Origin of the sequence: Anabaena sp. 90 (assembly GCF_000312705.1) — a bacterium.
GTDB classification, from domain to species: Bacteria; Cyanobacteriota; Cyanobacteriia; order Cyanobacteriales; family Nostocaceae; genus Dolichospermum; species Dolichospermum lemmermannii.
Window position 1 is genome coordinate 2963374 of the sequence record NC_019427.1, and the last position, 12824, is coordinate 2976197.

At 34.0% G+C, this 12824-nt stretch carries 11 protein-coding genes and 1 pseudogene; all 12 read left to right on the forward strand.

Going from position 1 to position 12824, the window contains the following annotated elements; genetic code table 11:
- The first annotated feature begins 9 nt into the window (after window positions 1–9).
- A complete protein-coding gene (locus ANA_RS12890; protein ID WP_015080498.1) occupies window positions 10–1260 on the forward strand; it encodes a glycosyltransferase family 4 protein in 1251 nt (416 codons plus the stop codon).
- A 283-nt stretch (window positions 1261–1543) separates the two neighbouring features.
- Window positions 1544–2443, forward strand: a complete 900-nt coding sequence (locus ANA_RS12895) for a glycosyltransferase family 2 protein (protein WP_041458423.1) — start codon at window positions 1544–1546, stop codon at window positions 2441–2443.
- 25 nt (window positions 2444–2468) lie between these two features.
- Window positions 2469–2870: pseudogene (locus ANA_RS12900) on the forward strand (glycosyltransferase); the annotation flags it as partial.
- A 121-nt stretch (window positions 2871–2991) separates the two neighbouring features.
- On the forward strand, window positions 2992–3975 hold the full coding sequence (locus ANA_RS12905) for a DUF2887 domain-containing protein (protein WP_015080501.1): 984 nt from the start codon (window positions 2992–2994) through the stop codon (window positions 3973–3975).
- 734 nt (window positions 3976–4709) lie between these two features.
- Complete coding sequence (locus tag ANA_RS12910) at window positions 4710–5555, forward strand: DUF2887 domain-containing protein (RefSeq protein WP_015080502.1); 846 nt, start codon at window positions 4710–4712, stop codon at window positions 5553–5555.
- A gap of 320 nt (window positions 5556–5875) precedes the next feature.
- On the forward strand, window positions 5876–6070 hold the full coding sequence (locus tag ANA_RS12915; RefSeq protein ID WP_015080503.1) for a hypothetical protein: 195 nt from the start codon (window positions 5876–5878) through the stop codon (window positions 6068–6070).
- A 109-nt stretch (window positions 6071–6179) separates the two neighbouring features.
- The gene (locus ANA_RS12920) at window positions 6180–7385 is read left to right on the forward strand and encodes a glycosyltransferase (RefSeq protein WP_200863823.1); all 1206 of its coding nucleotides are present in this window, start codon (window positions 6180–6182) and stop codon (window positions 7383–7385) included.
- A 14-nt stretch (window positions 7386–7399) separates the two neighbouring features.
- Complete coding sequence (locus ANA_RS12925) at window positions 7400–8095, forward strand: glycosyltransferase family protein (RefSeq protein ID WP_015080505.1); 696 nt, start codon at window positions 7400–7402, stop codon at window positions 8093–8095.
- An 8-nt stretch (window positions 8096–8103) separates the two neighbouring features.
- A complete protein-coding gene (locus ANA_RS12930) occupies window positions 8104–9309 on the forward strand; it encodes a glycosyltransferase family 4 protein (RefSeq protein WP_015080506.1) in 1206 nt (401 codons plus the stop codon).
- 203 nt (window positions 9310–9512) lie between these two features.
- Window positions 9513–10778, forward strand: a complete 1266-nt coding sequence (locus ANA_RS12935) for an MBOAT family O-acyltransferase (protein WP_235081831.1) — start codon at window positions 9513–9515, stop codon at window positions 10776–10778.
- A gap of 31 nt (window positions 10779–10809) precedes the next feature.
- A complete protein-coding gene (locus ANA_RS12940) occupies window positions 10810–11799 on the forward strand; it encodes a hypothetical protein (RefSeq protein ID WP_015080508.1) in 990 nt (329 codons plus the stop codon).
- A 37-nt stretch (window positions 11800–11836) separates the two neighbouring features.
- Window positions 11837–12805, forward strand: a complete 969-nt coding sequence (locus ANA_RS12945) for a glycosyltransferase (protein WP_015080509.1) — start codon at window positions 11837–11839, stop codon at window positions 12803–12805.
- Window positions 12806–12824 lie beyond the last annotated feature (19 nt).

Consider the following 12824-nt stretch of genomic DNA (forward strand, 5'->3'; position numbering starts at 1 on the left):
AGGACATTTATGATGAAAATAGGTTATTACTTAGGAAATGCAAGTATACATGGAGGAGGAACTTCTCCCTATGCTTGGCGTATGCTTGAATTATTGTTAAGTCACAGTAAAAATCATAATATTGAGATTTTAGTTTTATGTAGTGATGAAGTGCAAAAAGATTGCTTTGAATTAATAAGTAAGTATCAAGCACGAGCAAAAATAGCTATTATAAAAGGTTATAATTTTAATTATATTGAACGTATAAACAGAATATTGGGAATCGCTTTAGCTAAAATCTTCAATCAATTTAATATTGATCGGAAATTCACGCTCTACTTAAATCCTGTTTATCGCTGGTTTGCCTCCTTAAATATTGATTTACTTCATGTTCCTTATCAAACAGCACCAATTTACGATTTACCTTATCCATTTATAGTAACGATGCACGATGTCCAAGAATTACATTTTCCTGAATTTTTTACCCCTGAAGAACGTGCTTACAGAGCGGAACATTATTGGACATCTCTCAAATATTCTAGTGGTGTTGTTGTTTCTTTTAATCATGTCAAACAAGACTTAGTTAAATATTTTCACTTACTTGAATCAAAAATTTATGTTTGTCCACCTCCTTATAATCAAATTAAGTTAGTATCTCCTTCCAAAGAACAAGCAGAAATTTATTCCCAAAAATATACTAATTTAAAAGATTTTATCCTTTATCCTGCTCAAACTTGGGAACATAAAAACCATTTATCTTTGATAAAAGCAGTAGAACTAATTAAAACTAAGTACAATCGTTTTGTTACTGTTATTTTTACTGGTAAAAAGAATCCTGTTTTTTTTCCAAATATAGAAAACTATTTAGCTCAATCAACAATATCAGAGCAAATCCATTTTATGGATATTGTACCCGAAACAGAATTATATTGGTTATACAAAAACTGTTCTTTAGTGGTTGTTCCTACTTTATATGAAGCAGGGAGTTTTCCACTATTAGAAGCAATGTCTTTAGATGTTCCTGTAATTTGTTCTTCAGTTACTTCCCTCCCCGAAACTATTGGAGATTCCAGATTTATTTTTGCTCCTTTGAACATAGAACAGATGGGAGATTTAATTGTAAATATGTTAAACAATGAAAAATTAAGAATGGATAACATAAAAAATAGCCAAGTTAGGATTGAAGAACTAACTAAGATAAATACCTTTGACATGATTTTGCGTGTTTGGGAAAAAAATAGTAAACCTAAGAGGATGCTTGAAAAGTTGAAGAGATATTAAAAAGCTCTCTGGGTATAGCCTCTTGTATCACTTTTAGAAACACGAAATTTATAACCTTTATTAAACAAGAGTTTTGGCAATTTACTAATGTTACAAAATATTTTCCAAATTTTATTTATAATAAAAAATTCAAACCTTTATCATATAAAGATTTGACAATTAGGAAATTATCTTTATGAATCCTGAAGTAATGGAAAAGAGATAAGCTGTGAATAGACAGCACCAAGAGAGCAACATGAGTAAAGAATACCCCTCCAAGGACAAACTCAAGAGATCAATGCAAATGTCACCATCAAAGTTTCCTAAAATCTCTATAGTTACCCCGTCTTTCAATCAAGCTCCTTTTTTAGAAGCAACAATTAAAAGCATTCTTATACAAGAATATCCTAATCTTGAATATATAATCATTGATGGTGGTAGTACAGATGGAAGCATTGACATTATCAAGAAGTATGAAAAGCACTTAGCTTTTTGGTGCAGTGAACCTGATGGTGGACAATATGATGCAATCAACAAAGGATTTAGGCAATCCACAGGGGAGATAATGGCATGGCTTAATAGTGATGATATGTATTTACCTTGGGCTTTGAAAACAGTAGCTGATATTATGTCTAGTTTCCCTAATATTGAATGGTTGACTACACTTAGTCCAGGACATTGGGATTATGACGGTTTTTGCTCTGGTTTTGGTTCTACTCCAGGTTACGCACTCGAAGCATTTCTTGAGGGTGGCTATCTACCTAGAAATAACTATGAAGCCATAGCTTGGATTCAACAAGAATCAACCTTCTGGCGTAGAGGGCTTTGGGAGAGAACAGGTGGGTGTCTTTCTACTAATATTAAACTTGCTAGTGATTTTGATTTATGGTGTCGCTTTTATACTAAAACTGATTTTTTATATGGTACATCCTCTCCTCTAGGTGGATTTCGTCACCAACTATATCAAAAAAGTCGAAATATTGAAGAATATCTTGAAGAAGCAGAAGCATCTTTATTAACTATGCGTCATTCCTTACAGTGGAAACCTAACTTATTTAAAGATATATTACTAACAGGACTGAAGAAAATTCCTAAAGTCAGAAAATTTTTAGTCTCTCAATGGGGATATAAGTGCAAAAAATTGATAAGGGAAAATTCAGATCATCCAGATGGTTATTGGGAGATAAAAGACTACAAATTTTAAACTGAATAAAAATAACTATATTATTTATTGTGGTATCTGTCTTTTGATAAATATGAAAGTTTTCAGCTTTGGTTATCTTAAAAGCGATCGCCTAAAATCAATAGCCTATTCTGCGGCTGATTTGTTTATATTTCCTACCCGTGCCGATAATTTACCATTAGTATTACAAGAAAGCATGGCCTGTGGTACACCGATGGTATCGTTTAATATTGGTGGTGTACCTGATTTAGTGCGTCCAGGAATTACTGGTTATTTAGCACATTCAGAAAATACACAAGATTTTTGTGATGGAATTGTCAAGTTACTTGAAGATGAACCATTAAGGCAAAAAATGAGTGAAAATTGTCGAGATATAGCCCTTAAAGAATATTCTCTTGATTTACAGGCTCAACGGTATATACAATTATATCAGCAATTATTGCAATAAATAATACCCTAAAATTATTAAGTGGTTACTAGCAATTACTTAGGTGATCGCTTTTAGAAGCAATGCGAACTGCTTGCACCAGCATTTGCGTGATCGCTCATATACTAGAATGTAAATAAGCATGAAGACCGACAAACTATTTTACCGGATATTTCTCAATCAACCAGGTCTTCTTGCCGAACTCCTCCCCGGAATCCCCCCAGATTGTCAATTCGATTACTCAGCACCAGTCATTAAAGAACAGGAATTTCGTCATGATGGGATTTTAACCCCTTTAGGAAAAGACCCCAATCTTCCCCTAGTGTTTCTAGAAGCGCAAATGCAGCCAGACACAGACTTTTATGGACGCTACTTTGCCGAAACCTACCTTTATTTAAAACAGTATAAAATCATCAGACCTTGGCGAGGATTACTAATTCTCAAATCCCGTGGTCATGACCTGGGTTCAGAAATTCCTTACCAATTCCAGTTAGATAACCAAGTCCAAAGACTCTACTTACAAGACCTCCTACATCAAAATTGCCTAAGTCCCAATCTAGCATTACTGCAACTGATTATCCTCCCGAAAACAAAAACCATTCAAGCTGCTCAAAACCTACTAGAAAGTAGTAAAGGTCAACCAGAATTTAGGCAAAAACTAGATTTAGTTGAAGCTATACTAGTAAATAAATTCCCTAACCTAAGTTTGGAGGAAATATTAAAAATGTTAAACCTAAAAACTGCTGATATTACCCAAACGCGTTTTTATCAAGATGTTTTTCAATTAGGTATTCAAGAGGGTAGACAGGAAGGTGAGCAAAAAGGTAGACAAGAGGGTGAGCAAAAAGGTAGACAGGAGGGTGAGCAAAAAGGTAGACAGGAAGGTGAGCAAAAAGGTAGACAGGAAGGGGAATTGAACCTGATTATCCGCTTATTAAACCGTCGTTTGGGAGTAGTTACCCCAAATCAAGAAAACCAAATTCGCAGCTTATCCCTTCCTGGACTAGAAGCATTAGGAGAAGCACTCCTAGATTTTACCAACCCCACGGACATAGATACCTGGTTAAATACCCACAGGAAACTGAATCCTCAGATACCCGACACATTCCCCGAAAATGATAGTTGAACAAGGCGTTGCTGAACTTCCCGCCTTGGCGTGAGGTAAAATCTTTATTAACTTTCTGCTGGAGTAAATTTAGAAGAGGAAAGTTTAGCTCAAGGAAGAAATAAAGAAGATGTGAAAAAATTCGGATACCGTTTTCTGGAAATTGCTAGAAATAGTCAGAAGTAAAAATGAGTGAAAATTGTCGAGCGATAGACAACTAAATTTTCGCCTTTAATCTATCCCCTAAGGCCAACTTATAATCGCCTGAGATATACTTTAGTTGATCTTGAATGCGATCGCTAATTTATGAAATCTCAAATTAGTCCTTGGGGAAATTCTTTGGCCTTCACTCTATAAATAAAAGTAAGAAAATCAGATCCCCGACTTCTGAGAGAAGTCGGGGATCTGAAACTGTTGATCTTGAAAGCGATAGCGAAGCACTGCTGCAAGCAGTTCGCTTGGTTAAATGAAACTATTATACTCAAAACGGGTAGAAGCTGGACTTTTTTATCATACAAAGAATAAGGTTCAACGCCTCTCCCTTACCCTCTTCTAAGAGGAGAGGGAAAAGGAATAACATTTAATACTGGAGAGGTTTACCAGAGGGGTTTGATATTTGATTAAACTATGAACCGTTTGCAGTATAAAAGCTAATTAGCTCTTTACTATTTTGTAAAAAAATAACCTCTAGTATAGATTTAAAGGAATTTTGAAACTGCTTAGTTAAAAAAATATTGTGAAAATTAGTTATATAAATGAAAACAGATAAATTATTTTACAGAATTTTCTTAAATCAACCAGATTTAATAGCAGAATTAATTCCTGGTATTCCTAGTGATTGTGAATTTGAGTATAGCGCACCTGTACTCAAAGAAAAAGAAACTAGGTTAGATGGGTTATTAACACCGATTAGTAATAATTCTGATGTACCGCTAATATTTCTCGAAGCACAAATGCAGCGAGATCCAAAATTTTATAGTCGCTATTTTCAGGGAATATTTAGCTATATTGACCAATATGAAATTAGCAGAAATTGGTGCGGATTACTAATTTTACTGAATAAACGTTTGGAATTAGGTTCAGAACTTCCACACAGAAACTTACTGAATAGTCAAGTAGAAAGATTATATCTAGAAGATTTATTACATCAAGATAATTTAAGTCCTAATTTAGCTCTACTAAGATTAATAGTAACGCCTAAAGACCAAGCAGGATTAGCAGCTAGGAAAATTTTAAACAGTGTCAGCACAGAAGCAGAATTTCAGCTAAAATTAGATTTAGTAGAGTCAATACTAGTCAACAAATTTACACAACTAACCCTAAAGGAGATTCAAAAAATGCTTAATCTCAAAGAGGCTGATATTACTCAAACCCGGTTTTATCAAGAGGTGTTAGAAATTGGTGAGAAAAAAGGTTTACAACAAGGAGAAGCAAATCTAACTATACGCCAGTTAAAACGCCGTTGTGGTAATTTAACTGCTATTCAAGAGCAAAAAGTGCGATCGCTCACCATTCCTGAATTAGAATCTTTAGGAGAGGCATTATTGGATTTTCAAAATATGTCAGATTTGGAAAATTGGTTACAAGATAATCGCCGTTGATCTTAAAAGCGATCGCTAATTTATGAAATCTCAAATTAGTCAGTGGAGAAATTCTTTAGCCTTCACTCTATAAATAAAATAAGAAAATCAGATCCCCGACTTCTTAGAGAAGTCGGGGATCTGAAGCTCTAGAGTGGCGGCAATTGAGATATACTTTGTTTATCTTGAAAGCGATCGCTAATTTATGAAATCTCAAATTAGTCCTTGGGGAAATTCTTTGGCCTTGAGAATCCCCAAATATATTGCAGATGAAAATGAAGAATGAGAACTGCTTGCACCAGCACTTGTGCGATCGCTCATTTATATCAATAGGTTCTTGAATGAAAAAAATTATTCAAGCTATTCCCTTTGAGTTAAAGTTAAAACTCCGAAACCTGGGTTGGCAAAAAGTATCTTACTCGGACTTAAACCATATTGTTTATTATTTAAGTGCTAGTTTTATAAGACTTAAAGAATTCGATAATTTGGAGTTACCCGACGATAATTTATCGGCAAAACAGTTGATAAGTGATTAACATTCTTAAAATGTAAAACACTAAAACGGAATCAGAAAATATCTTAAAGGGAGTCCTTTAAATCTGAGATTTAACGTAGAGGATCTAGGTAATGAAGTCTTGCTTATTAATGGATTTATGTACTTGGAAAGGACATCATGAAATATATTTCAAAAAGATTTTATTATCTTTAACAAAATCTGGCTTCTTCGTTTATGCTTCCTGTGAAAACAATCCAGCACTTAATCAATGGTTACAAGAATTAAACTTACAAAATTGTCATGTATTAGAAGCTAAACTATCACTGATAGATAAATTATTCTTTAAGATTTTATCTATAATTGACAATATTTGCTCAAATTTATCCCCTAAAACAACCTTTCGATTCTCATCAATTGTACATCTGCTATTCACCAAAAATTTATTGCAACAAATTGGTCAAGAGATTCCTGTTTTTTTTGCCCATGGTGATTCAGCTATTCCCTCTATTCCTCTTTGGGTTGCTAGACTATTATTACCTTCTAAATGGGTAGCATTATCTATTCAACCATCTTATCAATCAGCTATTGCTTTCGGTAAACTTAAAAGTCGTCAGCGTTTTGTAGCAGAAAAGCTGTTTTCTCTAAATTCTTGTAAAGCCGTTCTTTATTTACATCCAGTGTATACCAAGTTCTTTAAAACTCGCTTTCAAGAAAATAAGTTTTTCGTTTTGCCAGAAATAGTTGATGTCAATGTTAGTGAACATTCAGAAATAGCTGATAAAGTTCAGCATTTAGCATCTGGAAGAAAAATAATTTCTATAACGGGTGCTTTACTACCCAAAAGAAATTTACAACTATTTTTGAAATCAGTACAACAATTAAACCCAGATGAGTATTTTATTCTTATCGTTGGGCATTTACCTCAGGAATGTTACTCATCAGAAGAACTAAAAATTATTCAAGAACTTTCATTCAAATTGTCAGAAAATTCTTATATCAGATGTGATTATTATATACCAAACGAAGAAAAGTTTAATGAACTACTAAAAATTTCTGATATTATCTATCTTCAATATCAGAAACATTCATCTAGTAGCAATCTGTTATCAAAATGTATCAAGTTGAGGAAACCAGTAATTGTTGGTAATGGTTATGTAATGCAAAAAGTTGTAAACGCTTATAATTGGCAAGCCATTGTTTCTGAAGAACCAGATAAGATTGTTGAAGCTATTATACGTCTTGCTCACCATTTTAAAATTGATGAAGTAAAATATCAACAGTTTTTAATTGACTATGCTGAAGAAAAATTTAACCTGGCAATAGAGCAAGCTATAAAAATGATCAACGAAAATTAAGGTCTTTACCTTGCATGGAGTGGGTAGCAAATAAAGGTTGGCTTAATCAGCATCAAATGAGCTTATTCTTAAGTGCAATTGATCCGAATTTTCACAAACCTATTGATGGTATAATCAAAGATATTGATATTCTCTTTGTTGGCACATTGCTACCAAGACGGCAAAAAATCATTTCTGAGTTATCTGATAGCTTTTCTGTCACAACCTGTTCTGCTTTCGGTGAAGATATGGTTAATTTAATTAACCGTGCTAAGATTGTTTTAAATATCCATGGAGAAGATTTTCTAGATACAGAAACTAGAGTTTATGAAACTCTCGCTTGTAAAGGGTTTCTTTTGACAGAGACTTTATCATCTGAAAATCCGTTTCAAGATGGTGTTCATTTAGTAGAAACAAAGAATATCAAAGATTTAAAAGAAAAAATCGCTTACTATTTAGATAACCTAATCAAAAGGGAAACTATAGCTGAAGCGGGTTATCAAGAAGTCATCCAGCACCATACACTTAAAAAGCGTGCAGAACAAATCCAGCAAGTGATTGGGTCTTATATACCATTATTAAGACCAGGCAATGATCCTATAGTAAAAAGACGTTTACAAATGTTAAAGATGTCGGAAAATTATCTACAATTCAGGGATACATCGTTATTTAAAATTCGTCGCTATTTAAGCTATTTCAAACAAAACTTAATCAAAAAATACAATCATTAAAGATTATTATGAATATTGGTATTGTGACAATGTGGTTTGAGCGAGGAGCAGGTTATGTTTCTCGTCAATATCGCCAAATATTTAGTTTAAATCACAATGTATTTATCTATGCTAGAGCAGGTGAATATCCAAAAGGTGATCCAATTTGGAATGATGCTAGTGTAACCTGGGGAAAAATAAGTAATTTACCCGTACCAACCGCAATCGATCAAAAAGATTTTGAAACCTGGATTAAACACAAAAACATTGATGTTGTATTTTTCAATGAGCAGCAATGGTGGGAACCACTAAGTTGGTGTCTCAATCTAGGAGTAAAAACAGGCGCTTATATTGATTACTATACTGAAGAAACTATCCCATTTTTTGCTGCCTATGACTTCTTGATTTGCAACACTAAACGACATTACTCTGCATTCTCATGGCATCCTCAAGCTTTTTATGTACCTTGGGGAACTAACATAAGTATATTCAAACCTCAAAATTTTGAACCTAGTAATGCAGACAAAATTACATTTTTCCACTCTTGTGGATATAGCCCCAAGCGCAAAGGTACTGATTTTGTAATTGAAGCTTTCAAGAATACTACTAAACCTGCAAAGCTGATTATTCATAGTCAGGTTGACCTAATAAAAGCACTACCAGAACAGAGCCAAGTTATTCAGGAACTGAAAGATCAGGGTTCACTTGAATGTATCGAAAAGACTGTTACAGCACCAGGTTTATATCATTTGGGAGATGTATATGTTGGACCATCCCGTTTGGAAGGGCTTGGCTTACCTATGATTGAAGCTCAAGCTTGCGGCTTACCTCTGGTAACTTGTGATAACCCACCGATGAATGAATTTGTGATTGAGGGAGTTAGTTATACTGCAAAAATAGAGAGATTATGGAGTCGCAATGATGGTTATTACTGGCCTCAATGTTCTCCTAATATTCAAAACCTTACAGAAATATTAGATTTATATGCAGGGGAATTCAGCAATATTCATAAATTGAAACGTGATGCTCGTCGTTATGCAGAGGATAATTTTAATTGGATGGATAGAGCAGAACAGATTAATTTCATTCTCAATGAGACAAAAATAGATGATGCTAGAAAAAATCAAGCAATTAAGCAAGTTGTGAATTTTGAAAGAACTAGACAGGGTATAATATATCGTTTTGCTAGAAAATATCCCTTGATTTGGCAGTTATATAAACAAATCAAAAATTAATTAGGTTTTTTATTGTGGTTTCTTTGATTCATATCATATTTAATTAAATGGTATTTAATTCTTATACATTTGCCATCTTTTTTTTACTCGTCTTAGTTGTGTATTACACGATTAAAGATTGGAAGATTCGCAAATATTTTTTATTGTTTGTTAGTTACATTTTTTATATTGCTTGGAATCCGCCTTTCATTCTGTTGTTATGGTTGACAACAATTATAAATTGGTATTTATCCGCAAGGATTTATCATGCCAAGAAAATTTCCTTAAAAAAGCTATATTTATTGTCTGCCCTTGTAACTAATTTTGGTTTACTAGGTTTCTTCAAATATGGCGATTTTTTGTTGACTAACTTTACATTATTAGCCAAGACTGTTGGAATTGATTTTCAGCCAATTCAGTTGGGTATTATGCTACCGGTTGGTATTTCTTTTTATACTTTCAATACCCTTTCTTATACATTAGAAATTTATTTTGGAAAATTTAAACCTTGGCACTCTTTTTGGGATTATGCTCTTTTTGTAACTTTCTTTCCTCAATTACTAGCTGGTCCGATTCTGCGATGTAGTTTTTTGCAGCAATGTGTTTCACCAAAGCCATTTTTATTTGCTAACTTGGCATGGGGTTTAAGTTTAATGGTTCTGGGATTGTTTGAAAAAGTAGTTGTGGCTGATGCTTTACTTGCTCCCATTACAGAGGTTGTCTATTCTGTTACCACTATTCCTAGTTTCTCCGCAGCATGGGGATCAACTCTTGCTATCGCTGGTCAAATATATTGTGATTTTTCGGGATATTCCATTTGTGCTATCGGTGCATCATTGTGTTTAGGGTTCACCTTACCTAAAAATTTCCAATTTCCCTATGCCTCTATTGGCTTTTCCGATTTTTGGCGCAGATGGCACATTTCTCTATCTACATGGCTAAGAGATTATTTATATATTCCTCTCGGTGGCAATCGTCAGGGCAATTTGCGTACTCAGGTAAACTTGATGATTACTATGCTCTTAGGTGGGCTTTGGCATGGTGCTTCTTGGACTTTTGTTATTTGGGGAGGCCTACATGGTTTTTATCTTGTGCTAGAGCGAAAACTAAAACAATTATTTGGTCATTATTCTGTTTGGGAATATTCTGTAGTCAAGATAATTTTATCTCTATTAACTTTTGGACTAATTTGTATAACTTGGGTTTTCTTTCGTGCAAGTTCATTTACACAAGCGATTAATATTATTAGCGCCATGTTTTATATATCCTATGGACAAACAATAAATATGCTTAGTAAAGAAGCACTTATAACTTCCCTAGGAGTGGTTTTTTGTATTATCGTTATCCACTGGCTGTTTAAAAATAAAACACTAGAAGAAATTGTAGAAAAAACTCCTTGGTGGTGTACATCCATTATATTGGCGTTTATGTTATATGCGATCGCTACTGTACAGGGAGAAGATCGCTCTTTTATTTACTTTCAATTCTAATCATTGTTGACGATAGATATAATAAATTATTATGAAGTGGCTTAAAATATGGTTACTTACACCAAGTTTGTTACTAATGGGAATTGCTTTTAATGAAAGCATACTTCGTAAAGCTGCTCATCAACCTTCAGTAGTCAGTGATGCGAATTTATTTTGTGATGTATATTCTCAAGTAAACAAATTAAGTAGTAATGATGTAATCTTGCTGGGTGCATCTCGAATGCAGGCTGATTTCGATCTCAGTGTTTTTGAGCAGCATTTTCCTACTAAAAAGGCAATTCTTTTAGCTCAGTCGGGACGAGGCACTTCTTATCCAGTATTTAAGGATATTGTGGAAAATACCAATTTTCGAGGAGTTGCAATAATTGATGAAACAGAACAAACTTTAATGGAGCAAAAAAGTTATGATCAACAAGGTTTTGTAGATTATTGTTATACTAGTTTTTCTTTCAATCGTCAACTAAATTATCGTATTTCAGCATGGTTACAAAGTGAATTGGTTTTTCTTAATCCTCAAAGTAGTTCTCTCCGTTTATGGAGTAACTTACTAACTAAGCATAAACCACCCGTTCCTTTTTATACAAAAACAGTATTTACCAGAGAACAATTAATAGATTATAAACGGGCTGACGAAAAATTCCTCAAAGAACTGCATGACAGTAGATTGAATGGCATTAAATCGCAAGCAAAGTCAGCTTTTTTAAGTCCCGATAAATGGCTTGATGAAACTAAACACTGGGACACTTTGGTTAATAAATTTCGCGCTAGGGGAGGTCATATTATTTTTGTTCGGATGCCAATTTCTAAAGAAAGGTGGAAATTTGAGGGTCAGATTACTCCACCAGAAAAATATTGGAAAGTATTTACAAACAAACTCAATGTTAAATCTGTATATTTTGCTGATTATCCAGATTTGTCTAACTTTGAATTGCCTGATACATCGCATTTAGATATGCGGGATAAACCAGCTTTTACTCATTTGCTACTAAATCATTTACAAAATGAATTGAAAACAAATTAGTTGTTTCAATTTTTTAGATGAAAATAAATTAAAAAAAATGTCACCTTTAGTCTCCATTATTATCCCCTGTTATAACAACCAAAGCTTTATTGAAAATGCGATCGCCAGCGCAATCAACCAAACCTACAATCATATAGAGGTAATTGTCATTGATGATGGTTCAACTGATGGTAGTCTGGAAATAATCAAACAATTTGGTGATAAAATTTACTGGGAAACTGGCAAGAATCGCGGCGCACCATTAGCAAGGAATAGAGGAATTGAATTAGCTGAAGGTGAATATATAAAATTCCTAGATGCAGATGATGTCCTCTTACCAGATTGTTTAGAAAAACAAGTGACTCAAGCAAGCAAACTTATACCAGATAGTAAAGCTATTGTCTATGGTGATGCCATCTGGGTTGATCAACATAATCAACCTATACCCGGTTATCCGCTACGTCCGCGACAACCTGACGAAGATAACATTGCTCATATTTTAGCTAATAGTCCCTTAACATCTTGTCCCCTTCACAAACGCGAGTATTTATTAGAAATTGGCGGTTTTGATCCAACATTACCACGAGGTCAAGAATATGACCTGCACTTGCGTTTGGTATTAGCTGGAGTGGAATTTGTATATTATCCCGGTTCAGTATATGAATATCGTCAGTATGTAGATAACGCCCGGATTAGTCAACGGGGCTACAGCAGCAAAGGAGCAATGTTTCACTTTCAAACCTTACAAAAACATCAGCAACTCATAGAAACTCAGACAGATAAACCTTTATCTCCAGAAGCACGAAAAATTTTAGCTCAACGTTTTTGGGCTTTCGGACGTGCTATTTTACGAGAGGGTTATATCAAGGAAGCACAGGAATATTTTCATGCTGCTCGTAACCTCGACTCGAAAAACTGTGTAACAGGAAATATACCTTATCCTTGGTTAGTAAAATTGTTTGGTACTTATTGGGCAGAATTATTTATTGATAAACTGCGAAAACTTATTCCCACAACTTCCATTTAATCAAATCTCATATAATTGT

Bases quoted from the DNA above. Each gene is read 5' to 3' on its own strand.
- ANA_RS12890 (WP_015080498.1), top strand. From the start codon at position 10: ATGATGAAAATAGGTTATTACTTAGGAAATGCAAGTATACATGGAGGA.
- ANA_RS12895 (WP_041458423.1), top strand. From the start codon at position 1,544: ATGTCACCATCAAAGTTTCCTAAAATCTCTATAGTTACCCCGTCTTTC.
- ANA_RS12905 (WP_015080501.1), top strand. From the start codon at position 2,992: ATGAAGACCGACAAACTATTTTACCGGATATTTCTCAATCAACCAGGT.
- ANA_RS12910 (WP_015080502.1), top strand. From the start codon at position 4,710: ATGAAAACAGATAAATTATTTTACAGAATTTTCTTAAATCAACCAGAT.
- ANA_RS12915 (WP_015080503.1), top strand. From the start codon at position 5,876: ATGAAAAAAATTATTCAAGCTATTCCCTTTGAGTTAAAGTTAAAACTC.
- ANA_RS12920 (WP_200863823.1), top strand. From the start codon at position 6,180: ATGGATTTATGTACTTGGAAAGGACATCATGAAATATATTTCAAAAAG.
- ANA_RS12925 (WP_015080505.1), top strand. From the start codon at position 7,400: ATGGAGTGGGTAGCAAATAAAGGTTGGCTTAATCAGCATCAAATGAGC.
- ANA_RS12930 (WP_015080506.1), top strand. From the start codon at position 8,104: ATGAATATTGGTATTGTGACAATGTGGTTTGAGCGAGGAGCAGGTTAT.
- ANA_RS12940 (WP_015080508.1), top strand. From the start codon at position 10,810: ATGAAGTGGCTTAAAATATGGTTACTTACACCAAGTTTGTTACTAATG.
- ANA_RS12945 (WP_015080509.1), top strand. From the start codon at position 11,837: ATGTCACCTTTAGTCTCCATTATTATCCCCTGTTATAACAACCAAAGC.